This window comes from Kitasatospora sp. NPDC028961 (assembly GCF_055564815.1).
In genome coordinates this window covers 92,596-114,375 of record NZ_JBVHVO010000003.1, presented here as the reverse complement: position 1 = coordinate 114,375, position 21,780 = coordinate 92,596, and the positions used below count along the sequence as shown (strand labels likewise).

Genomic DNA, 21,780 nt, shown 5'->3' with positions numbered 1-21,780 from the left:
GGTGCCGCCCGCCATGGACCTCGAAGCCTTCCGCAAGCTCGCCGTCGACACCCGGGTCATCCCGGTCACCCGCAGGCTCCTCGCGGACGGCCTCACCCCGATCGGCCTCTACCGCAGCCTCGCCGGCGAGCGCCCCGGCACCTTCCTGCTGGAGTCCGCGGAGCAGGGCCGCAGCTGGTCCCGCTACTCCTTCGTGGGCGTGCGCAGCGCCGCCACGCTGACCGCCGGCGCCGACGGCGACGCCCGCTGGCTCGGCGCCCCGCCGGTCGGCATCCCCACCACCGGCGACCCGCTCCAGGTGCTGCGCGCCGCGCTGGAGGCGCTGCACACCCCGCGCCGCACCGACGACGGCCTGCCCCCGCTGACCGGCGGCCTGGTCGGCTACCTCGGCTACGACGTCGTCCGCCGGCTGGAGAAGCTGCCCGACCTCAACCCGGACGACCTGCGGCTCCCCGAGCTGACCATGCTGCTCGCCACCGACCTCGCCGTGCTCGACCACGCCGACGGCACGGTGCTGCTGATCGCCAACGCGGTCAACCACAACGACCTGGCCAGCGGCGTCGACGAGGCCTACGCGGACGCGGTGGCCCGCCTCGACGCGATGGAGGCCGACCTGCTGAAGCCGGTCGACCCCGGCCTCGCCACCTTCACCCCGGCCGGCCCCGGGGAGGTCCGCTCGCCGTTCGGCGGCGCGCCGTACCGGGCGGCCGTGGAGGAGATCAAGGAGCGGATCCGGGCCGGCGAGGCCTTCCAGGTGGTGCCCTCGCAGCGGTTCGAGGCGCCCTGCCCGGCCTCCGCGCTGAACGTCTACCGGGTGCTGCGCACCACCAACCCCAGCCCCTACATGTACCTGTTCCGCTTCCCCGGTCCGGACGGCGCCGCCGAGGGCGGTTTCGACGTGGTCGGCTCCAGCCCCGAGGCGCTGGTCAAGGTCACCGAGGGCGAGGCGATGCTGCACCCGATCGCCGGCACCCGGCACCGCGGCGCCACCCCGCACGAGGACGCCGAGCTGGCCGCCGAGCTGCTCGCCGACCCCAAGGAGCGGGCCGAGCACCTGATGCTGGTCGACCTCGGCCGCAACGACCTCGGGCGGGTCTGCGAGCCGGGCAGCGTCGAGGTGGTCGACTTCATGCAGATCGAGCGGTACAGCCACGTCATGCACATCGTCTCGACGGTCACCGGGCGGGTGGCGCCCGGCCGGACCGCGTTCGACGTGCTGACCGCCTGCTTCCCGGCCGGGACGCTCTCCGGCGCGCCGAAGCCGCGCGCGATGCGCATCATCGAGGAGCTGGAGCCCACCCGTCGGGGCCTGTACGGCGGCTGCGTCGGCTACCTGGACTTCGCCGGGGACTCCGACACCGCGATCGCGATCCGCACCGCCGTCCTGCGCGACGGCACCGCCTACGTGCAGGCGGGCGCGGGCGTGGTCGCCGACTCGGACCCGCACGGCGAGGACACCGAGTGCCGCAACAAGGCCGCCGCCGTCCTGCGCGCCGTGGCGACCGCCAACACCCTGCGCACGCCGACGCTCTAGCGACGCCCAGCAGCGAGGAGGCCACGATGTCGGACGACCGGCAGCCCACCGGATCGGCCTGGGACGTCCTGGCGGGCACCCGGCTGCCGCCCGGCCACCGGGTGGAGATCACCGCCGGGAAGGTCACCATGACGCCGCGCACGGCCGCCTCGGCGGCGATCGCGCGGGCCGTCGCCGCGCAGGCCGGGGAGCAGTCGGCCGGGCGCGGCACGGTGCTGGCCCAGGCCGTCGTGGACTTCCCGTCCGCGCGGTACGGCTACGCGCCGGACGTTGCCCTGGTCGCCCCGGGCGCGCGCCCCGGGGCCGGGGGCCGGTACGGCTGGCGCGACCTGGAGGCGGTGCTGGAGGCCGTCCCGCGCGGTCAGCAGGACGAGGACTTCGTGCGCAAGCACCGCTTCTACGCGGAGTGCGGGATCCCGCTGTACGTGCTGGTGGACCCGGCGGAGGCGGTCTGCACGGTGTACAGCGCGCCGCAGCCGGCCGGGACGTACCGGGAGGCGGAGCGGGTGCCGTTCGGCAACGACCTGTTCCTGCCGCTGGCGGGGCGGACCCTGGTGCTGCGGACCGACGACTTTCCGGTCGAGTCGCCGACCCCGGGTGCGGAGCCGGGCGGCGGCCGGGGGATAGTGGACGGGTGAGCGTTCCTACCCAGTCGCGTGCCGAAGCCGTATCCGCCGCCCCCGCCAGGTCCGGGCGCCGCACGCTCGGCCTGATGCTGCTGCTGACCGTGCTGGGCGCGGTGCTGGTGCTGACCGCCGTCGGCCGGGTCTGGGCCGACGGCGTGGCCGGCACCCTGGAGGTGTCCGTCACCGGCAGCCGGATCTCCGAACTGCCCGGCGGGCTGGCCCTGGTGGCGATGGCGGCGGCCCTGGCGGTGTTCGCGGTGCGCGGCGCCGGCCGGATCGCCGTCGGCCTGCTCACCCTGCTGGCCGGCCTCGGCGCGGCGGCGACCGCGGCCGCGGGGGCGGGCGACAGTGCCGCGCTGGACGGCGAGGCGGCCCGCAAGCTGGCGCTCTCCGGCACCACCGCCACCGAGGTCGGCCACACCGGCTGGCCCTGGGTGGCCCTGGTCGGCGGGCTGCTGCTGGCCCTGGCCGGGCTGCTGGTCGTCCGGTACGGGCGGAGCTGGCCGGCCATGGGCAGCCGCTACGACGCCCCCACCCGGACGGCACCGGCGAAGGCGGCCGAGACGCCGGCGGACCTCTGGAAGGCGCTGGACCGCGGCGAGGACCCGACCGCGGGCTGACCCGGACCCGCCCCGCCCCCGATGTGACCCGATAGACGAGCACCCCCTTTGGGCCGACGGTGTGTGGCCCGGCACAATGGAACTCGTCAACCCGCCAGGGGCCCGCCGGGGCCCGGCCGGGCCCCGGAGAACCAAGGAGCACCGCAGATGTCGGCAGCAGCACACGGCCACAACCCCGCCGCCTGGACCGGCGTGACCATCTCCTTCGTCGGATTCGCGATCGCGGGCGTGGCGATGATCCTCCCGTCGGTGCCGGTCGTCTGGGGCGGCCTGGCGGTCGTCGTGCTGGGCGGCGTGATCGGCAAGGCCATGTCGATGGCCGGCATGGGCAAGCAGCCCAGCCCGCACGTCGAGACCGTGGAGGACCGCGCCGCGGCCGCCGCCGTCGTCGCCGCCGCCTGACGAAGCCCCGCGCGGTACCGAACGGCGGGCGCCACGCCCGCCGTTTCGTCGTCCCGGCCGGAACGTTTCGCCGCCGGAGGCCGTTTCGTGCCCCCGGCGGGCGCGTCGTACCGGCACAATCGTGGGCGTGAACGCCGCCCCCCTCGTCTCCGCCCGGCCGTCCGTCCTGCGCCGGCTCGGTCCGCCGCTGGCCGCCCTGGCCGCGGCGGCCGTCCCCACCGTGTACCTCGCGGTGGTCGACCCGAACGCCCCCGGCCACTACCCGACCTGCCCGTTCCTGGCGGCCACCGGCTGGTGGTGCCCGGGCTGCGGCGGCCTGCGCTGCGTCCACGCCCTCGCCCACGGCGACCTCAGCGGCGCGCTGCACGACAACGCGGCCGCGGTGCTGCTCTTCGCGGTGCTGGCGCTGCTCTGGGTGCGCTGGGTGTGGGCGGCGCTGACCGGGGGACCGGCGCCCCGGGTCGCGCTGGGCGCCCGCCGCTGGGCGCTGGTCGCGCTGCTGGTCCTGGTGTTCACGGTGGTGCGCAACCTGTCGGTGGGCGTGGGGCTGGCGCCGCCGCTGATCTGACCCCGGCGCGGTGTGGACGGTGTGAAGCCGCAGTTGGGAGGCGTGTCGGGAGGCATGTCGGGGGGCGTCCGTTCCGCGAGACGCGCGCCGGGTGGATGCGCCTCGCGCTCCCCGGTGCCGATACCATCGAAGGGCCGGCGGGCCCATTGGCCGTCCGGCTCCTCGCTAGCAGAACTAGCAGAACTGATGGGGGCGCTCGCGTGAGTGTGCTCGACACGATCATCGAAGGGGTCCGCGAGGACCTCGCCGAGCGGCAGGCCGAGGTCTCACTGGACCAGCTCAAGGAGCTCGCCGCCAAGGCCCCGGACGCCAAGGACGGCGTCGCCGCCCTCAAGGGCGACGGGGTGCGGGTGATCTGCGAGGTCAAGCGCTCCAGCCCGTCCAAGGGAGCGCTGGCCGCCATCGCCGATCCGGCCGCCCTGGCGACCGACTACGCGGCGGGCGGTGCCGCGGCGATCAGCGTGCTGACCGAGCAGCGCCGCTTCGGCGGCTCGCTGGCGGACCTGGACGCCGTCCGCGCCGCGGTGGACACCCCGCTGCTGCGCAAGGACTTCATCGTCACCGCCTACCAGCTCTGGGAGGCCCGCGCGCACGGCGCCGACCTCGCGCTGCTGATCGTCGCCGCGCTCGACCAGCCGGCCCTGGTGTCGCTGATCGAGCGTGCCGAGTCGATCGGCCTCACCCCGCTGGTCGAGGTGCACGACGAGGAGGAGATCGCCCGCGCGGTGGACGCCGGTGCGAAGATCATCGGCGTGAACGCCCGCAACCTCAAGACCCTTGAGGTGGACCGCAACACCTTCGGCAACATCGTGCACGCGATCCCGTCCCACGTGGTCAAGATCGCCGAGTCCGGTGTGCGTGGCCCGCTGGACGTCATCTCCTACGCCAACCTGGGCGCCGACGCGGTGCTGGTCGGCGAGACCCTGGTGACCGGCCGGGACCCGCGCGCCGCGGTGGCCGACCTGGTCGCCGCCGGTGCGCACCCCGCCCTGCGGCACAAGGACTGACCCCGCCGCCATGAAACTCGCCTCCCGTCTCGCTCCCGGTTGCCGCCCGCGCGGCTGCCGCGCGCCCGCACGCCGGGTGCTGGGCAGGCGGGTGCGCTACGTGATCGGCTGCGAGCCCGGGCAGGTGCAGGGCCGCCGATGGCGCAGGACGCACGGCCGCTAGGCCGTTCCGACGTCACTGCCGTCATCTGCGAGAAGGACTCCACCATGTCCGAGAAGGACTACCTGCCCGGCGCCGAGGTGCCGGACGCCCGCGGTTACTTCGGCGCCTACGGGGGCCGTTTCATCCCGGAGGCGCTGGTCGCCGCCGTCGAACAGGTCGCCGACGAGTACGAGAAGGCCAAGGCCGACCCGGCCTTCGCGGCCGAGCTGGACGGGCTGCTGAAGGACTACACCGGCCGCCCCTCCCCGCTGACCGATGTGCACCGCTTCTCCGCCGAGGCGGGCGGCGCGCGCGTCCTGCTCAAGCGCGAGGACCTCAACCACACCGGCTCGCACAAGATCAACAACGTGCTGGGCCAGGCCCTGCTGACCCGGCGGATGGGCAAGACCCGGATCATCGCCGAGACCGGCGCCGGCCAGCACGGCGTGGCCACCGCCACCGCCTGCGCGCTGTTCGGCTTCGACTGCACCATCTACATGGGCGAGGTCGACACCCGGCGCCAGGCGCTGAACGTGGCGCGGATGCGGATGCTCGGCGCCGAGGTGGTGTCCGTGACGTCCGGCAGCCGCACCCTCAAGGACGCCATCAACGAGGCGTTCCGCGACTGGGTCGCCAACGTGGACTCCACCCACTACCTGTTCGGCACGGTGGCCGGCCCGCACCCGTTCCCGATGATGGTCCGCGACTTCCACCGGGTCATCGGCGTCGAGGCCCGCGAGCAGGTGCTGGAGCGGACCGGACGGCTGCCGGACGCCGTGGTCGCCTGCGTCGGCGGCGGCTCCAACGCGATGGGCATCTTCCACGAGTTCATCCCGGACGCCGGGGTGCGCCTGATCGGCTGCGAAGCGGCCGGCGAGGGCGCCGAGACCCCGAAGCACGCCGCCACCCTCACCAAGGGCGACCCCGGGGTGCTGCACGGCTCGCGCACCTACGTGCTGCAGGACGAGGACGGCCAGACCATCGAGTCGCACTCCATCTCGGCCGGTCTGGACTACCCGGGCGTCGGCCCGGAGCACGCCTGGCTGAAGGACACCGGCCGGGCCGAGTACCGCCCGGTCACCGACGACGCCGCCATGCAGGCCCTGCGGCTGCTGTCCCGCACCGAGGGCATCATCCCGGCCATCGAGAGCGCCCACGCGCTGGCCGGCGCCCTGGAGCTGGGCCGCGAGCTCGGACCGGAGGCCACCATCCTGGTCTCGCTCTCCGGGCGCGGCGACAAGGACATGCACACCGCGGCCGAGTACTTCGGGCTGTACGACGAGACCGGTGGCAAGGCGGCCGGCAACGCCGGCGACGGCACCGGCAACGGGGGTAAGTGACCATGGCTTCGAAGCTCAGTGACGTCCTGGCCGGGGCCAAGGCGGAGAACCGCGCCGCGCTGATCGGCTACCTGCCGGCCGGCTTCCCGACCGTCGACGGCGGCGTGCGCGCCGTCAACGCGCTGATCGAGGGCGGCTGCGACGTCGTCGAGATCGGCCTGCCGCACTCCGACCCGGTCCTGGACGGCCCGACCATCCAGACCGCCGACGACATCGCGCTGCGGGCCGGGGTGAAGATCAAGGACGTGCTGCGCACCGTCCAGGAGGTGGCCACCGCCCACCCCGCGGCGGCGGTGCTGGTCATGACCTACTGGAACCCGGTCGACCGCTACGGCACGGCGCGCTTCGCCGCCGACCTGGCCGCCGCCGGCGGCGCCGGCTGCATCCTGCCGGACCTGCCGGTCGAGGAGTCCGAGGAGTGGCGCAAGGCGGCGGGCGAGCACGGCCTCGACACCGTCTTCGTGGTCGCCCCCAGCAGCAGGGACAAGCGCCTCGCCGAGGTCACCGCGGCGGGCTCCGGCTTCGTCTACGCGGCCGCCGTGATGGGGGTGACCGGTACCCGGGCCCGGGTCGGCAACCTCGCCGAGGACCTGGTCGCCCGGACCAGGGCCACCACCGACCTGCCGGTCTGCGTCGGCCTCGGCGTCTCGACCGCCGCCCAGGCCGCCGAGGTGGCGGGCTTCGCGGACGGCGTGATCGTCGGCTCGGCCTTCGTCCAGCGGATCCTGGACGCCGACGGGGACGAGCCGGCCGCGCTGGCCGCCGTCCGCGAGCTGGCCGGCGAGCTGGCCCGGGGCGTCCGCCGCCGGTAGGCACCCGCGTCCGACACCGACGGCCCGTCGCCCCCACCGGAGGGGGCGACGGGCCGTCGGCGTGCCCGGCCGGACCCGAACGGGTGAACAAGGCGGCTCCGACGCATCAGGTGGGGTTGACCGGCGTTGAGTGGAGGGACGAGTGCACGAACCACGTGTACGGGGGCGTGAAGCGAACGGAAGGGGTCCGCCGGTGCCGGGTGTGCAGCGAGCCGTCCTGCTGCGGGCGGCGGCCGCCGTGCTGGCCCTGTCCGCGGCGGTCGGGGCGGACACCGCGGTGGGACACGCGCTGGCCAGGCGGGGGGCGGAGCGGGCCGAGCGGGACGCGTACGTCTGCGCCGAGGCGGCCCGGGTGGACGCGGTGGCGCGGGCGACGCGCTCGGCGCACGAGAGCCGCCCGGACCTCTACGACCCCGGGCGCCCGCCGGGCTGCGACCCGAACGGGCACTAGAACACATTCGGACAGAACGCCATCAGCCGTCACTCATCCGGCTTAATTCCTGAATATGGAGGAACCACCCCTCATCCCTTACGGTTCCTCAGGAAGTGAACGTGTTTCCCGAGGGGGGTTTCCCGATGGCCGGCCCGGCAGCGCACCTCAGCCAGACCGAGCCGGCGGCCCGGCGTCCGTGGCCGGCCTGGACGGAGTGGATCGGCACCGCCGCCCGGCTCGGCCTCGCCGTGGTCTGGGGCTGGGCCGGACTGGCCAAGATCGCCGATCCGGCCGAGGCGGCCCAGGCGGTCCGCGCGTACGAGATCCTGCCCGAGTCGCTGGTCAAGCCGGTCGGCTACGCCCTGCCCTTCCTGGAGCTGGCGCTCGCGCTGCTGCTGGTGATCGGGCTCGGTGTCCGGCTGGTCGCGGGCGTGTCGGCGCTGCTGCTGCTCGCCTTCATCGCCGGGATCGCCTCGGCCTGGGCGCGCGGCATCTCGATCGACTGCGGCTGCTTCGGCGGCGGCGGGGCGGTGGACGCCTCGCAGACCGAGTACCTCCAGGAGATCCTGCGCGACACCGGGTTCCTGCTCCTGGCCGGCTGGCTGATCTGGCGCCCCCGCACCAAGTTCTCGGTGGACGGCTGGCTGGCGGCCTGAGCGGCCGCGGGCACCCATCCCCACACCCCTTTCCCCGCTAGTGGATGTCAAGGCGAACAGTGGATGTCAAGGCGATGAGCGAGAAGAACCGAGAAGGCAAGCGCACCGCCCGCGAGCGGATGCTGGCGGACCGGGCGGCCGACGAGGCCCGCGGCCGGCGCAAGAAGAAGCTGGTGATCGGCGGTGTGGTGCTGGCGGTGATCGCCGCCGCCGTGGTGACCGGCGTCGTGGTGCAGAACCAGCGCTCCAAGCCGGAGACCCCGACCGCCGCGCCGGCCGGCACCATCGGGGACAAGAACCTCGTCGTCCCGGTGGGCGCCGCCGACGCCCCGGCCGTGCTCACCGTCTACGAGGACCCGCGCTGCCCCGCCTGCGGCACCTTCGAGCGTGAATTCGCCTCCACCATCGACCAGTTGGAAGACGCGGGCAAGATCTACACCAACTACCACATCGTCTCGTTCATCGACCGGGCGGTGCCCGGCAAGGGCTCCAAGTACGGGGCCAACGCGCTGGGCTGCGCCCAGCAGGCCGGGCACTTCCGCGACTACCACGACGTGCTCTACCGCAACCAGCCGGACGAGACCAACGACGCCTTCGGCGACAAGGCCACCCTGATCAACCTCGCCAAGCAGGTCGACGGCCTGGCCACGCCGGCCTTCGAGGCCTGCGTCAACGACAACACCTACGGGGGCTGGGTCTCCGCGGTGCAGCAGGACTTCGACAAGTCCAGCTACAAGTCGACCCCGACGGTGCTGCTCAACGGCCAGCCGATCTACCCGAAGAACGGCAATGAGGAGATCACCCCGCAGAACCTGGTCACGTGGGTGGACGCCGCCAACCAGGGCAAGAAGCTGGGCACGCCGGGTTCGCACGGGCAGTCCCCGGCGCCGACCGGCACCGCGCCGGAGAGCAACAACCCGTCGCCGAACGCCGGCTGAGGCCGGCCCCGGCCGGTCGCCCGCCGCCCCTCCCCGTCCGGAGCGGGCGGCGGTGCGTCCGGCGTCCGGCCCGGCGTCCGGCGTCCGGCACCCTGTTGTTCGGGATCTGTGACCCGCGGGGTGACCGGGGCGGGCCGCCGACCCTGTAGCGTCGGAGCTGCCATGGATATCGCCTACATTCCCAGCCCGTCGCGGGGTGTCCTCTACATCGGACCGATCCCGCTGCGCGCCTACGCCTTCTGCATCATCCTCGGTGTCGTCGTCGCCGTCTGGCTCGGCAGCAAGCGCTGGGTCGCCCGTGGTGGCGGCAAGCACACGGTCGGCGACATCGCCGTCTGGGCCGTGCCGTTCGGCCTGGTCGGCGGCCGGCTCTACCACGTGATCACCGACAACCAGCTCTACTTCGGCGAGGGGAAGAACCCCTGGAACGCCTTCAAGATCTGGGAGGGCGGCCTCGGGATCTGGGGTGCGATCGCGTTCGGCGCGGTCGGTGCCTGGATCGGTGCCCGCCGCCGGGGCGTGCCGCTGCCCGCCTACGCCGACGCCATCGCGCCGGGCATCGCGCTGGCCCAGGCGCTCGGCCGCTGGGGCAACTGGTTCAACCAGGAGCTGTACGGCCGGGAGACCACGCTGCCGTGGGGCCTGGAGATCGACAAGACGCTGCCCAACGGCGAGGTGGTCACCGGGATCTACCACCCGACCTTCCTCTACGAGTCGCTCTGGTGCGTGGGCGTCGCGGCGCTGGTGATCTGGGCGGACCGCCGGTTCACCCTCGGCCACGGCCGGGCCTTCGCGCTGTACGTGGCCGCGTACACGGTCGGCCGGTTCTGGACCGAGTGGCTGCGGATCGACGAGGCGCACACCTTCTTCGGGCTGCGGCTCAACGACTGGGTGGCGATCGCGGTCTTCATCTCCGCCGTCGTCTCCCTCGTGATCGTCGGCAAGAAGCACCCCGGCCGGGAGGACCCGGCGACCATCGACCCGACCGCGACCGGCCCGTCCGACGCCGCCGAGCCCGTGGAAGCTCCGGGTTCCTCGGGTGACAGCCCGGCGGCGTCTTGCCCCTCGGACAAAAAGGTGGACGGCGACTCGGCCCGGTCCGTCGCCGGGAGTGCCGACAAGGACGCCAAGAACCTCACCTGACCAGCTCTTTCCCCTGCCACCGGCCGTTCTCCCGACTTCCGCGGAGGGCGGCCGGAGGTGTGTTCGGACAGCCTTACTTTGCTGGAAGTGCCCAGGCCGGAAGGACTACGTTCGGGTCGTCGGACGATCGGACGGAGACCCGGGACCGTGAGCGTGACCACCCTTGAACCCGAGGCCGGGCAACACCCCCGCGTGCCCGCCGCAGGGCACCACCGCGATGTGAACGGCGGCTGGCTGCGGCCGGCGGTGTTCGGTGCGATGGACGGGCTGGTCTCCAACTTCGCGCTGATGACCGGCGTCGTCGGGGGCGCGGCCTCCAGCGGCACGGTGGTGATCACCGGCCTCGCCGGTCTGGCGGCCGGTGCCTGCTCGATGGCGGCGGGGGAGTACACCTCGGTGGCCTCGCAGCGCGAGCTGGTGCAGGCGGAGATCGAGGCCGAGCGGCTGGAGCTGCGCCGCAACCCGCAGGGCGAGCTGGCCGAGCTGGCCGAGCTCTACGCCTCGCGCGGGGTCGATCCGGAGCTGGCGCGCGAGGTGGCCCGGCAGCTCTCCGCCGATCCGGAGCGGACCCTGGAGGTCCACGCCCGGGAGGAGCTGGGGGTGGACCCCAACGACCTGCCATCGCCGTGGGTCGCGGCCGGGTCCTCGTTCGTCTGCTTCGCGGTCGGCGCGCTGCTGCCGCTGCTGCCGTACCTGCTGGGCGCGACCTCGCTGCTGCCCGCGGTGCTGCTCGCGACGGGCGGCCTCTTCCTCTGCGGTGCGGTGGTCGCCCGGGTGACGGCGCGGACCTGGTGGTTCAGCGGGCTGCGGCAGCTGGTGCTGGGCGGGGCGGCGGCCGCGGTGACGTATCTGCTGGGCATGCTCATCGGCGGGCAGGTCGGCTGACCGGGGCCCGCCGGGCCGCCGGGGCCGCTGACCGGGCCCGCCGGGGCGCTGTGGCGGCCGGGGCGGGGGAATCGTCGATTGCTACAGCAGGCTGCATGGATATGCTGTGAAGCGCGTGACGTTCCGCACATGGGCCCGGATGCGCGGTCGTCCTAGTATCGGCCGAAGAGCCGCCGGTCCGAGGATTCCTTCGGTCCGATCGGCCCCGGAGGATCGAATCGCAGGCGCGCTCGTGGCGATCTTGTCGACGGGGGATTTCGGTCCCGTTTCGGTCCTCCGCGGCACGGGCACACTGGAGGGAGCGCGCAGTCGGCAAACCGACTCCTCCCGCTCGCACTACTCGCCGGTAATAGCCCCTGACCTGGGGTCATGTCCGCCATATGGACGAGATGTTCCACTTCTCGGGATCTCCGGCATCATGTAACCTGCACGAAATCGCAGAGGGCCAACGTCGTCCCTATTGCACGAAGCTCATTGCTCAAGACGACGACGGGAGAGCCGATGCTGTCTGCATCCATGCACTCCGCCAACGAGCCCCAGGCCGGCGCCGCCCGCCCGCCGTACGCGCTCGTTCCGGATGCGCGACCTGCTGCTCAGGGCCTGTACGACCCGAGGAACGAGCACGACGCCTGTGGCGTCGGCTTCGTCGCCACGCTGACCGGCATCGCCGACCACAAGATCGTCGAGCAGGCGCTCACCGTCCTGCGCAACCTGGAGCACCGGGGTGCCACCGGCGCCGAGCCGGACTCCGGTGACGGCGCGGGCATCCTGACCCAGGTCCCCGACGCCTTCCTGCGCGCCAAGGTCTCCTTCGAGCTGCCCGCCGCCGGCTCCTACGCGGTCGGCATCGCCTTCCTGCCCGACGAGGACGCGGCCGCCGCCGCCGCCGTCGCGCAGATCGAGGCCATCGCCGCGGAGGAGGACCTCACCGTCCTCGGCTGGCGCGACGTCCCGGTCACCCCCGACCTGCTGGGCGCCACCGCCCGCTCGGTGATGCCGCGCTTCCGCCAGGTGTTCCTGGCCAAGGACGGCAGCGAGGGCATCACCCTCGACCGGCTCGCCTTCGTCGTCCGCAAGCGCTCCGAGCGCGAGGCCGGCGTGTACTTCCCGTCGCTCTCCGCGCGCACCATCGTCTACAAGGGCATGCTGACCACCGGCCAGCTGGAGCCCTTCTTCCCCGACCTGTCGGACCGGCTCTACGCCTCCGCGCTCGGCCTGGTGCACTCGCGCTTCTCCACCAACACCTTCCCGAGCTGGCCGCTCGCCCACCCGTACCGCTTCGTCGCGCACAACGGCGAGATCAACACGGTCAAGGGCAACCGGAACTGGATGACCGCCCGCGAGTCCCAGCTCGCCACCGACCTCATCCCGGCCAACAGGAACGGGCAGGGGCTCGACCGGATCTTCCCGATCTGCACCCCGGACCACTCCGACTCGGCCTCCTTCGACGAGGTCCTGGAGCTGCTCCACCTCGGCGGACGCTCGCTGCCGCACTCGGTGCTGATGATGATCCCGGAGGCGTGGGAGAACCACGCCACCATGGAGCCGGCCCGCCGCGCGTTCTACCAGTACCACTCCAACCTGATGGAGCCCTGGGACGGCCCGGCCTGCGTCACCTTCACCGACGGCACCCAGATCGGCGCCGTGCTGGACCGCAACGGCCTGCGCCCGGCCCGTTACTGGATCACCGAGGACGGCCTGGTCGTCCTCTCCTCCGAGGTCGGCGTGCTCGACATCGAGCAGGAGAAGATCGCCCGCAAGGGCCGGCTGCAGCCCGGCAAGATGTTCCTCATCGACACCGCGGAGCACCGCATCGTCGAGGACGAGGAGATCAAGTCCGCGCTGGCGTCCGAGCACCCCTACGCGGAGTGGGTCGACGGCGGCCAGATCCAGCTCGCCAAGCTGCCCGAGCGCGAGCACATCGCGCACACCCACGCGTCGGTGACCCGCCGCCAGCAGACCTTCGGGTACACCGAGGAGGAGCTGCGGGTCATCCTCGCGCCGATGGCCCGCACCGGTGGCGAGGCGCTCGGCTCGATGGGCACCGACAGCCCGATCGCGGCGCTCTCCGAGAAGCCGCGGCTGCTGTTCGACTACTTCGTGCAGCTCTTCGCGCAGGTCACCAACCCGCCGCTGGACGCCATCCGCGAGGAGCTCGTCACCTCGCTGCTGAGCAACCTGGGCCCCGAGGGCAACCTGCTGACCGCCGAGGCCGCCTCCTGCCGCTCGGTCGGCATCACCTTCCCGGTGATCGACAACGACGAGCTGGCCAAGCTCGTCCACATCAACCACGACGGGGACCAGCCCGGCCTCAAGGCCGTCACGCTCTCCGGCCTGTACAAGGTCGCCACCGGCGGCGAGGGCCTGGCCGCGCGGCTGGCCGAGATCGCCGCCGAGGCCGACGCCGCGATCGCCGACGGCGCCCGGATCGTGGTGCTCTCGGACCGGCACTCGGACGCCGAGCACGCGCCGATCCCCTCGCTGCTGCTCACCTCCGCGATCCACCACCACCTGATCCGCACCAAGCAGCGCACCCAGGTGTCGCTGCTGGTCGAGGCCGGCGACGTCCGCGAGGTGCACCACGTCGCGCTGCTGATCGGCTACGGCGCCGGCGCGGTCAACCCGTACCTGGCCATGGAGTCCGTCGAGGACCTCGTCGCCCAGGGAGTCTTCATCGAGGGCGTCGAGCCCGAGCGGGCCATCAAGAACCTGATCAAGGCGCTCGGCAAGGGCGTGCTCAAGGTCATGTCCAAGATGGGCATCTCCACCGTCGCCTCCTACCGCGGCGCGCAGGTCTTCGAGGCGATCGGCCTCTCCCAGGAGCTGGTCGGCGCCTACTTCGCGGGCACCACCACCAAGCTCGGCGGCATCGGCCTCGACGAGATCGCCAAGGAGGTGGCCGCCCGCCACGCCAAGGCGTACCCCGCCTCCGGCATCCCCGCCGCGCACCGCGCGCTGGAGATCGGCGGCGAGTACCAGTGGCGCCGCGAGGGCGAGCCGCACCTGTTCGACCCGGACACCGTCTTCCGGCTGCAGCACTCCACCCGCAACCGCCGGTACGACATCTTCAAGCAGTACACCGACCGGGTGAACGAGCAGTCCGAGCGCCTGATGACGCTGCGCGGCCTGTTCCGCCTCGACACCCTCGGCCGCACCCCGATCTCCGTCGACGAGGTCGAGCCGGTCTCCGAGATCGTCAAGCGCTTCTCCACCGGCGCCATGTCCTACGGCTCCATCTCGCTGGAGGCGCACGAGACGCTGGCCATCGCGATGAACCGGCTCGGCGGCAAGTCCAACACCGGTGAGGGCGGCGAGGACCCGGACCGCCTCTACGACCCGGAGCGCCGCTCGGCGATCAAGCAGGTCGCCTCCGGCCGGTTCGGCGTCACCTCCGAGTACCTGGTCAACGCGGACGACATCCAGATCAAGATGGCCCAGGGCGCCAAGCCCGGCGAGGGCGGCCAGCTGCCCGGCCACAAGGTCTACCCGTGGGTCGCCAAGACCCGGCACTCCACCCCGGGTGTCGGCCTGATCTCCCCGCCGCCGCACCACGACATCTACTCCATCGAGGACCTCGCCCAGCTGATCCACGACCTGAAGAACGCCAACCCGGCGGCCCGCATCCACGTGAAGCTGGTCTCCGAGGTCGGCGTCGGCACGGTCGCGGCCGGCGTCTCCAAGGCGCACGCGGACGTCGTGCTGGTCTCCGGCCACGACGGCGGCACCGGCGCCTCGCCGCTCACCTCGCTCAAGCACGCGGGCGGTCCCTGGGAGCTCGGCCTCGCCGAGACCCAGCAGACCCTGCTGCTCAACGGCCTGCGCGACCGCATCGTGGTGCAGACCGACGGCCAGCTGAAGACCGGCCGCGACGTCGTCATCGCCGCGCTGCTGGGCGCCGAGGAGTTCGGCTTCGCCACCGCCCCGCTGGTCGTCTCCGGCTGCATCATGATGCGCGTCTGCCACCTGGACACCTGCCCGGTCGGCGTCGCCACCCAGAACCCGGTGCTGCGCGAGCGCTTCTCCGGCAAGCCCGAGTTCGTCGTCAACTTCTTCGAGTTCATCGCCGAGGAGGTCCGCGAGATCCTCGCCGAGCTGGGCTTCCGCACGATCGAGGAAGCGGTCGGCCACGCCGAGCACATCAACGCCCAGGCCGCGATCGAGCACTGGAAGGCCGCCGGGCTCGACCTGGCGCCGCTGTTCCACGTCCCCGAGCTGCCCGAGGGCGCGGCCCTGCACCGCACCACCACGCAGGACCACGCGCTCGACAAGGCGCTGGACAACCAGCTGATCGACCTCGCCCAGGACGCCCTGGAGCGCGGCGACGCCGTCCGCATCCAGCTGCCGATCCGCAACGTCAACCGCACGGTCGGCACCATGCTCGGCCACGAGGTGACCAAGCGGTACCGCGGCGAGGGCCTGCCGGAGGGGACCATCGACGTCACCTTCACCGGCTCGGCCGGGCAGTCGTTCGGCGCCTTCCTGCCGAAGGGCATCACACTGCGCCTGGAGGGCGACGCCAACGACTACGTCGGCAAGGGACTCTCCGGCGGCGTGGTGATCGTCCGCCCGGCCCGCGAGGCGGCCGCGATCGGCGCCGACGCGCAGAGCCACGTGATCGCCGGCAACACCATCGGCTACGGCGCCACCAGCGGCCGCGTGCACCTGCGCGGCAAGGCCGGCGAGCGCTTCGCCGTCCGCAACTCCGGTGCCACCCTGGTGGTCGAGGGCGTCGGCGACCACGGTCTGGAGTACATGACCGGCGGCCGGGTCGTCATCCTCGGCGAGACCGGGCGCAACCTGGCGGCGGGCATGTCCGGCGGCGTCGCCTACGTGCTGGACCTGCGGCCCGCCAACGTCAACGACGGCATGGTGGGCATCGAGGCCCCCAGCGCCGCCGACCGCGAATGGCTGCGCGAGACCGTGCAGCAGCACTACGAGGAGACCGGCTCCACCGTCGCCGCCGAGCTCCTGGCCGACTGGGGCAGCGGGGTCTCCCGCTTCTCCACGATCATGCCGACCGACTACAAGGCTGTGCTCGCCGCCAAGGACGCCGCTGAGCGCGATGGACTCTCCGAGTCCGAGACCACTCGCAAGATGATGGAGGCGGCACGTGGCTGACCCCAAGGGCTTCCTGACCACCGGCAAGCAGCTGGCCGAGCGCCGGCCCGTGGACGTCCGTCTGCGGGACTGGAACGAGGTCTACGTCGAACGCAGCCTCCTGCCGATCATCAGCAAGCAGGCCGGCCGCTGCATGGACTGCGGCATCCCGTTCTGCCACAACGGCTGCCCGCTCGGGAACCTCATCCCCGAGTGGAACGACCTGGCCTACCGGGACGACTTCGTCGGCGCGATCGAGCGGCTGCACGCGACCAACAACTTCCCGGAGTTCACCGGGCGGCTCTGCCCGGCTCCCTGCGAGTCCGCGTGCGTGCTGGGCATCAACCAGGACGCGGTGACCATCAAGAACGTCGAGGTCACCATCATCGACAAGGCCTGGGACCGGGGCGGCGTCACGCCGCAGATCCCCGAGCGGCTCTCCGGCAAGACGGTCGCCGTGGTGGGCTCCGGCCCGGCCGGCCTGGCCGTCGCCCAGCAGCTCACCCGGGCCGGGCACACCGTGGTGGTGTACGAGCGCGCCGACCGCGTCGGCGGCCTGCTGCGCTACGGCATCCCCGAGTTCAAGATGGAGAAGCGCCACATCAACCGCCGCATCGAGCAGATGCGGGCGGAGGGCACCCGGTTCCGCACCGGCGTCCACGTGGGCGAGGACATCACCGGCCAGCAGCTGCGCGAGCGCTTCGACGCGGTGGTCGTGGCCGCCGGTGCGACGACCGCCCGCGACCTGCCGGTGCCCGGGCGCGAGCTCAAGGGCATCCACCAGGCGATGGAGTACCTGCCGCTGGCCAACAAGGTGCAGGAGGGCGACTTCGTCGACTCGCCGATCAGCGCCAAGGGCAAGCACGTCATCGTCATCGGCGGCGGCGACACCGGCGCGGACTGCCTCGGCACCGCGCTGCGCCAGGGGGCGGCCTCGGTCACCCAGCTGGAGATCATGCCGCGCCCCAGCGACGAGCGCCCCGGCCACCAGCCCTGGCCGACCATGCCGATGACCTACAAGGTCACCTCGGCCCACGAGGAGGGCGGCGAGCGGGTCTACGCCGTCAACACCACCCACTTCACGGGAGACGAGGACGGCAACGTCCAGGAGCTGCACCTGGTCGAGGTCGAGTTCCGGGACGGCCGCTTCGAGCCGGTCCCCGGCACCGAGCGGGCGATCCCGGCCCAGCTGGTCACCCTGGCCATGGGCTTCACCGGCACGGACGTGAAGAACGGCCTGGTCGAGCAGCTTGGCGTCGACCTGGACGCACGGGGTAATGTGGCCCGGGACGGGAAGTTCGCCACCAATGTCGATGGCGTCTACGTCTGCGGGGACGCCGGTCGTGGCCAGTCGCTGATCGTCTGGGCCATCGCGGAGGGCCGTTCGGCCGCCGCCGCGGTGGACAAGTACCTGGGCGGCAAGACCCCGCTGCCCGCCCCGATCCGCCCGACGGACCGCCCGCTGGTGGTCTGACCCCCGGCCGGACCGCCGGCGGCCACTCCCGCCGGTGGACCCGTCCACCCCCAGAGCGCCCGGCACCGCATCGCCGGGAGTACGAGCCGCTCCTCCCGCCAGTGTCGCCGGGCCAAACGCGGTCCCACGGCGCCTGCCCTCTCCCCGACCAAGTTGGGGGCAGGTGCCGCTTTCGTGCGCCCGCCGCGGTGGCGGTTCAGACCCGGGGCGTCGCCGGGGCGATCGTGACGGTGGGGCGGGGGAGGCCCGGATCGCCGGGCCGGGGCGGCAGCCCCCGGTCGTTCCCCCCGGCGGTGACCGTCAGGACGGCGAACACCAGGGCCGTGAGGGCCAGCACGGTGAGCAGCAGGGCGGCGGGGCTCGGGCGGCGTCGGCGCATGGCGCTTGGACGGGCCGGAGGCCGCGGCGGTTCCGGGCCCCGGCCGCGCAGCGGTCTTCGCGCCTCAGCCGCGCGGCGGCGGTTCTCGGGGCTCAGCCGCGCAGCAGCAGTTCCGCGGCCTCGGTGCGCAGGGAGAGGACGGTGTGGCCGGCGCGGTGGCGGGCGGCCAGGCCCGCTCCGCGCAGGGCCGTGAGGTGGTGCGACACGTTGGCGGCCGACAGGCCGGTCCGGGCGGCGAGTTCGGTGGTCGAGGCGGGTGCGTCGAGCTTCCGGGAGGAGCTCAGCGTCTCGCTCGCCGACCCCGGGCTGCGCGGCCGCTACCTGGCGGTCCACCAACTGCCCTGGAACATCGGCCAGGCCGTCGCTCCCGCCGTGCTCACCCTGCTGCTGGGGCGCGGCGCCGCCTGGCCGTGGCTGTTCCTGCTGGTCCTGAGCCTGGCCGCGGTACCCGGGCTGCTACGCCTGGAACGCGATCGCTGACGGACTGTTGTTTGTCCGTGTCAGATGGCAGACTGCGGCCGACGGCCGGGGGGCTGCGCGACGTGCGGAGGGTGACGCGATGAGCATGACTCAGGCAGGCGGAGGTGCCACGGTACGGCGCCTGCTACTGGGGTCCCAACTGCGAAGGCTGCGGGAGGCCAGAGGCGTCAGCCGGGAGGAGGCCGGGTACTCGATCCGCGCCTCCGAGTCGAAGATCAGCCGGATGGAACTCGGCCGGGTCGGCTTCAAGGAGCGCGACGTCGCCGACCTGCTCACGCTGTACGGGGTCGAGGCCGAGCAGGAGCGGGCCTCGGTGCTCGGGCTGGTCCGCGACGCCAACGCGACGTCCTGGTGGCACGCTTACGGCGACGTGCTGCCGGGCTGGTTCCAGACCTACCTCGGCCTGGAGGAGGCCGCCACCGAGATCCGCAGCTACGAGGTGCAGTTCGTCCACGGGCTGCTGCAGACCGCCGACTACGCGCGGGCGGTGATCACCCACGGCGGCCACGTCACCGAGGCCGACGAGGTCGAGCGGCGGGTCGAGGTCCGGCTGAAACGCCAGCGGGTGCTCACCGCCGACCGGGCGCCGCGGCTGCTCGCCGTCCTGGACGAGGCCGCACTGCGCCGCCCCTGGGGCGGGCCCGAGCTGATGCGGGCGCAGATCGACCGGTTGCTGGAGCTGACCGAACTGCCCAACGTCGTGCTCCAGGTGATGCCGCTGCGCTTCGGCGGGCTGCGCGCCGAGGGCGGCGCCTTCTCGGTATTGAGCTTCGCCGAACCGGAGCTCGCGGACGTCGTCTACCTGGAGCAGTTCACCACCGCGCTCTACCTGGACAAGCCCGCCGAGGTGGCCGAGTACTCCGGCGCGGCGGACCGTCTGGTGGCCGACAGTCTCACCCCCGAGCTGACCCGGGAACTTCTTCGCTCCGTACGCCAAGAACTGTGAGGCGTCAGTACGATGAGCCCTGATCAGATCTGATCGAGGAGAGCCTGCGGGCTTTCCCGCAGCTTTCCCGAATCAGCACGAGAGGGATCAGATGTCGTACCTTTCCGAGTTGGCGCTGCAGTACATCGACGGCGAGTGGCGGACCGGCAGCGGCTCCTGGGACATCGTCGACGTCGACCCCTACACCGGCGACAAGCTCGCCACCATCACCGTCGCCACCGTCGAGGAGGTCGACCGGGCGTACCGCGCGGCCGAGCGGGCGCAGAAGGAGTGGGCCGCCACCAACCCCTACGCGCGCCGGCTGGTCTTCGAGCGCGCGCTGCGCATCGTCGAGGAGCGCGAGGCGGAGATCACCGAGGCGATCATGGCCGAGCTGGGCGGCACCGCCCTCAAGGCCGGGTTCGAACTCTCCCTCACCAAGGACATGCTGCGCGAGTCGATGCAGCTGTCGCTGCGTGCCGAGGGCCGGCTGCTGCCCTCGCCCGTGGAGGGCAAGGAGAACCGCCTGTACCGCCTCCCGGTCGGCGTGGTCGGTGTGATCAGCCCGTTCAACTTCCCGCTGTTCCTGTCGCTGAAGGCGGTCGCGCCGGCCCTCGCGCTCGGCAACGGCGTGGTGCTCAAGCCGCACCAGGAGACCCCGGTGGTCGGCGGCACGCTGATCGCCAGGATCTTCGAGGAGGCGGGCCTGCCGGCCGGTCTGCTGAACGTCGTCATCACCGACATCGCCGAGATCGGGGACGCGTTCATCGAGCACCCCGTCCCCAAGGTGATCTCCTTCACCGGCTCGGACAAGGTCGGCCGGCACGTCGCCACCGTCGCCGCCTCGCACTTCAAGCGCACGGTGCTGGAGCTCGGCGGCAACAGCGCGCTGATCGTGCTCGACGACGCCGACCTGGACTACGCGGTCGACGCCGCGGTGTTCAGCCGCTTCGCCCACCAGGGCCAGGTCTGCATGGCGGCCAACCGGGTGCTGGTCGACCGCAGCGTCGAGGCGGAGTTCACCGAGCGGTTCGTCCGCAAGGTCGCCACGCTGCGGGTCGGCGACCCGAAGGACCCGGCCACCCAGATCGGCCCGCTGATCAACCCGGTGCAGGCCGACGCCATCACCGCCCAGGTCGACCAGGCGATCGCCGGCGGGGCCACCGCCCTGCTGCGCGGCGAGACCAACGGCAGCCTGATGGACCCGGTCGTGCTCGGCGGCCTGCCGGCCGGCGCGCCGATCCTGCAGCGCGAACTCTTCGGCCCGGTCGTCCTGGTGGTGCCGTTCGACGGTGAGGACGAGGCGGTCCGGATCGCCAACGACACCCCCTTCGGGCTCAGCGGCGCCGTGCACACGGCGGACGTGGAGCGCGGCGTGCGGGTGGCGCAGCGGATCGAGACCGGCATGATCCACGTCAACGACGGGACCATCGCCGACGAGGCCGTGGTGCCGTTCGGCGGCGAGAAGAACTCCGGGGTGGGCCGCCTCAACGGCGAGTCCACGGTGGACGCCTTCACCACGGTGAAGTGGATCTCCATCCAGCACGGGCGCAGCCGCTTCCCGTTCTGACCCCTCGGGCCCGCCGGGCACGGCAGGGCCCCCGCCACCCGGACCACCGGTGGCGGGGGCCCCGCCACCGGCGCGGGCGCCCGGCCTCAGCGGGGGTAGCGGATCAGCTCGGTGGTGGTGAGCTCGAAGGCGAACGGCTCCGGGACGGGCACCCGGTCGCCGAACCCGCCGCTCCACCGGCGGCGGTAGACGCCGTTGCCGGGTTCGGAGTGGAGGGTGAGCGTGCCGTCGCGCGGGTCGATCACCAGGTACAGCGGGATCCGCATCAGCGGGTAGTCGCGGACCTTGCCGACCAGGTCGTTCTCCGGATTCGAGGGCGGGACGATCTCGACCGCGATCGCCGCCAGCTCGGCCGGGACGTCGTGGCCGCCGAGCTCGACCACCGAGACCGGGATGTAGGTGAGGTCTGGATTGCGCAGCTTGCCGACGTTCGGCGAGGCGAGGTCGGTGTTCTCGCTGGGCATCAGGTCGGACGGCCGGTGCGCGTCGAACTGCTCCCGGACGATCAGCAGGTTGCGTTGGTGGATCACCGACGGGCCCGCCATCATGATGATCTCGTCGCCGGAGATCTCGATCTTCCACCCCGACGGCGGAGTCAGGCCCTGCGCGTACGCCAGGAGCTGGGCATGTCGTTCGGGGACACGGAACTCGGTCATGCCGCCATCCTCCCACCGCGACGGCCCCGCGGGGCCGGACGCGGGCGCCCCGCCACCGGGGAAGGGGTGGCGGGGCGGTCGCGGCGGTCGTGG

The 21,780-nt window shown here is 72.7% G+C and carries 22 protein-coding genes; 19 read left to right on the top strand and 3 right to left on the bottom strand.

Going from position 1 to position 21,780, the window contains the following annotated elements; all coding sequences use genetic code 11:
• Window positions 1-13: 13 nt before the first annotated feature.
• The 16 genes from ACZ4UX_RS07965 (at window position 14) to ACZ4UX_RS07890 (ending at window position 17,677) form a co-directional block, all read left to right on the top strand.
• Window positions 14-1,534, top strand: coding sequence for an anthranilate synthase component I (locus tag ACZ4UX_RS07965; RefSeq protein ID WP_465706044.1), 1,521 nt, complete (start codon window positions 14-16; stop codon window positions 1,532-1,534).
• A 26-nt stretch (window positions 1,535-1,560) separates the two neighbouring features.
• Window positions 1,561-2,172, top strand: coding sequence for a Uma2 family endonuclease (locus tag ACZ4UX_RS07960; RefSeq protein WP_359802469.1), 612 nt, complete (start codon window positions 1,561-1,563; stop codon window positions 2,170-2,172).
• Window positions 2,169-2,780, top strand: a complete 612-nt coding sequence (locus tag ACZ4UX_RS07955; RefSeq protein ID WP_329487213.1) for a TIGR02234 family membrane protein — start codon at window positions 2,169-2,171, stop codon at window positions 2,778-2,780. Before ACZ4UX_RS07960 ends, ACZ4UX_RS07955 begins: the two co-directional genes overlap by 4 nt.
• 147 nt (window positions 2,781-2,927) lie before the next feature.
• Complete coding sequence (locus tag ACZ4UX_RS07950) at window positions 2,928-3,182, top strand: HGxxPAAW family protein (protein ID WP_352287201.1); 255 nt, start codon at window positions 2,928-2,930, stop codon at window positions 3,180-3,182.
• Window positions 3,183-3,309: 127 nt separating this feature from the next.
• Complete coding sequence (locus tag ACZ4UX_RS07945) at window positions 3,310-3,750, top strand: DUF2752 domain-containing protein (protein ID WP_352287203.1); 441 nt, start codon at window positions 3,310-3,312, stop codon at window positions 3,748-3,750.
• 200 nt (window positions 3,751-3,950) lie between these two features.
• A complete protein-coding gene (trpC, locus tag ACZ4UX_RS07940; protein ID WP_329487210.1) occupies window positions 3,951-4,757 on the top strand; it encodes an indole-3-glycerol phosphate synthase TrpC in 807 nt (268 codons plus the stop codon).
• A gap of 10 nt (window positions 4,758-4,767) precedes the next feature.
• Entirely contained in the window at window positions 4,768-4,920 is a 153-nt protein-coding gene (gene trpM / locus ACZ4UX_RS07935; RefSeq protein ID WP_380382725.1) for a tryptophan biosynthesis modulator TrpM, read from the top strand.
• 44 nt (window positions 4,921-4,964) lie between these two features.
• Window positions 4,965-6,239: a tryptophan synthase subunit beta gene (trpB, locus tag ACZ4UX_RS07930; RefSeq protein WP_465706043.1), complete on the top strand. Its 1,275-nt coding sequence runs from the start codon at window positions 4,965-4,967 to the stop codon at window positions 6,237-6,239.
• A gap of 2 nt (window positions 6,240-6,241) precedes the next feature.
• The gene (gene trpA, locus ACZ4UX_RS07925) at window positions 6,242-7,051 is read left to right on the top strand and encodes a tryptophan synthase subunit alpha (protein ID WP_465706042.1); all 810 of its coding nucleotides are present in this window, start codon (window positions 6,242-6,244) and stop codon (window positions 7,049-7,051) included.
• Window positions 7,052-7,253: 202 nt separating this feature from the next.
• Entirely contained in the window at window positions 7,254-7,502 is a 249-nt protein-coding gene (locus ACZ4UX_RS07920; protein WP_465706041.1) for a hypothetical protein, read from the top strand.
• Window positions 7,503-7,627: 125 nt separating this feature from the next.
• Complete coding sequence (locus tag ACZ4UX_RS07915) at window positions 7,628-8,140, top strand: MauE/DoxX family redox-associated membrane protein (RefSeq protein ID WP_329487206.1); 513 nt, start codon at window positions 7,628-7,630, stop codon at window positions 8,138-8,140.
• A 74-nt stretch (window positions 8,141-8,214) separates the two neighbouring features.
• The gene (locus ACZ4UX_RS07910) at window positions 8,215-9,078 is read left to right on the top strand and encodes a DsbA family protein (RefSeq protein WP_465706040.1); all 864 of its coding nucleotides are present in this window, start codon (window positions 8,215-8,217) and stop codon (window positions 9,076-9,078) included.
• A 162-nt stretch (window positions 9,079-9,240) separates the two neighbouring features.
• A complete protein-coding gene (gene lgt, locus ACZ4UX_RS07905) occupies window positions 9,241-10,221 on the top strand; it encodes a prolipoprotein diacylglyceryl transferase (protein ID WP_465706039.1) in 981 nt (326 codons plus the stop codon).
• A 153-nt stretch (window positions 10,222-10,374) separates the two neighbouring features.
• A complete protein-coding gene (locus ACZ4UX_RS07900) occupies window positions 10,375-11,106 on the top strand; it encodes a VIT1/CCC1 transporter family protein (protein ID WP_329487203.1) in 732 nt (243 codons plus the stop codon).
• Between the two features lie 516 nt (window positions 11,107-11,622).
• Window positions 11,623-16,224 (top strand): glutamate synthase large subunit, encoded by a 4,602-nt coding sequence (gene gltB, locus ACZ4UX_RS07895; RefSeq protein WP_465706300.1) that lies wholly within the window; start codon window positions 11,623-11,625, stop codon window positions 16,222-16,224.
• Window positions 16,217-17,677 (top strand): glutamate synthase subunit beta, encoded by a 1,461-nt coding sequence (locus tag ACZ4UX_RS07890; protein WP_329487202.1) that lies wholly within the window; start codon window positions 16,217-16,219, stop codon window positions 17,675-17,677. Before gltB ends, ACZ4UX_RS07890 begins: the two co-directional genes overlap by 8 nt.
• Window positions 17,678-17,873: 196 nt before the next feature.
• On the opposite strand, the gene ACZ4UX_RS07885 is transcribed toward ACZ4UX_RS07890, so the two are convergent.
• Both ACZ4UX_RS07885 and ACZ4UX_RS07880 read right to left on the bottom strand, forming a co-directional pair.
• Complete coding sequence (locus ACZ4UX_RS07885) at window positions 17,874-18,056, bottom strand: hypothetical protein (protein WP_465600285.1); 183 nt, start codon at window positions 18,054-18,056, stop codon at window positions 17,874-17,876.
• 92 nt (window positions 18,057-18,148) lie between these two features.
• Window positions 18,149-18,277 carry a hypothetical protein gene (locus ACZ4UX_RS07880; protein WP_465706299.1) on the bottom strand — a complete coding sequence of 43 codons (129 nt, stop codon included), beginning with the start codon at window positions 18,275-18,277 and terminating at the stop codon, window positions 18,149-18,151.
• On the opposite strand from ACZ4UX_RS07880, the gene ACZ4UX_RS07875 reads away from it, so the two are divergent.
• From ACZ4UX_RS07875 to ACZ4UX_RS07865, 3 genes are all read left to right on the top strand, one after another.
• On the top strand, window positions 18,264-18,536 hold the full coding sequence (locus ACZ4UX_RS07875; protein WP_465706038.1) for a hypothetical protein: 273 nt from the start codon (window positions 18,264-18,266) through the stop codon (window positions 18,534-18,536). The two genes, ACZ4UX_RS07880 and ACZ4UX_RS07875, sit on opposite strands and share 14 nt — an antisense overlap.
• A gap of 79 nt (window positions 18,537-18,615) precedes the next feature.
• Window positions 18,616-19,482, top strand: a complete 867-nt coding sequence (locus ACZ4UX_RS07870) for a helix-turn-helix domain-containing protein (protein ID WP_465706037.1) — start codon at window positions 18,616-18,618, stop codon at window positions 19,480-19,482.
• A 91-nt stretch (window positions 19,483-19,573) separates the two neighbouring features.
• A complete protein-coding gene (locus ACZ4UX_RS07865) occupies window positions 19,574-21,031 on the top strand; it encodes an aldehyde dehydrogenase family protein (RefSeq protein WP_329487198.1) in 1,458 nt (485 codons plus the stop codon).
• A gap of 86 nt (window positions 21,032-21,117) precedes the next feature.
• On the opposite strand, the gene ACZ4UX_RS07860 is transcribed toward ACZ4UX_RS07865, so the two are convergent.
• Window positions 21,118-21,687: a Uma2 family endonuclease gene (locus tag ACZ4UX_RS07860; protein WP_465706036.1), complete on the bottom strand. Its 570-nt coding sequence runs from the start codon at window positions 21,685-21,687 to the stop codon at window positions 21,118-21,120.
• Between the last annotated feature and the right edge of the window lie 93 nt (window positions 21,688-21,780).

Coding starts and splice junctions, on each gene's coding strand:
- ACZ4UX_RS07860 (WP_465706036.1), bottom strand. CDS start 21,687: ATGACCGAGTTCCGTGTCCCCGAACGACATGCCCAGCTCCTGGCGTAC.
- trpM (WP_380382725.1), top strand. CDS start 4,768: ATGAAACTCGCCTCCCGTCTCGCTCCCGGTTGCCGCCCGCGCGGCTGC.
- ACZ4UX_RS07865 (WP_329487198.1), top strand. CDS start 19,574: ATGTCGTACCTTTCCGAGTTGGCGCTGCAGTACATCGACGGCGAGTGG.
- gltB (WP_465706300.1), top strand. CDS start 11,623: ATGCACTCCGCCAACGAGCCCCAGGCCGGCGCCGCCCGCCCGCCGTAC.
- ACZ4UX_RS07910 (WP_465706040.1), top strand. CDS start 8,215: ATGAGCGAGAAGAACCGAGAAGGCAAGCGCACCGCCCGCGAGCGGATG.
- ACZ4UX_RS07950 (WP_352287201.1), top strand. CDS start 2,928: ATGTCGGCAGCAGCACACGGCCACAACCCCGCCGCCTGGACCGGCGTG.
- ACZ4UX_RS07870 (WP_465706037.1), top strand. CDS start 18,616: ATGAGCATGACTCAGGCAGGCGGAGGTGCCACGGTACGGCGCCTGCTA.
- ACZ4UX_RS07915 (WP_329487206.1), top strand. CDS start 7,628: ATGGCCGGCCCGGCAGCGCACCTCAGCCAGACCGAGCCGGCGGCCCGG.
- ACZ4UX_RS07960 (WP_359802469.1), top strand. CDS start 1,561: ATGTCGGACGACCGGCAGCCCACCGGATCGGCCTGGGACGTCCTGGCG.
- trpB (WP_465706043.1), top strand. CDS start 4,965: ATGTCCGAGAAGGACTACCTGCCCGGCGCCGAGGTGCCGGACGCCCGC.
- trpA (WP_465706042.1), top strand. CDS start 6,242: ATGGCTTCGAAGCTCAGTGACGTCCTGGCCGGGGCCAAGGCGGAGAAC.
- lgt (WP_465706039.1), top strand. CDS start 9,241: ATGGATATCGCCTACATTCCCAGCCCGTCGCGGGGTGTCCTCTACATC.
- ACZ4UX_RS07885 (WP_465600285.1), bottom strand. CDS start 18,056: ATGCGCCGACGCCGCCCGAGCCCCGCCGCCCTGCTGCTCACCGTGCTG.
- ACZ4UX_RS07965 (WP_465706044.1), top strand. CDS start 14: ATGGACCTCGAAGCCTTCCGCAAGCTCGCCGTCGACACCCGGGTCATC.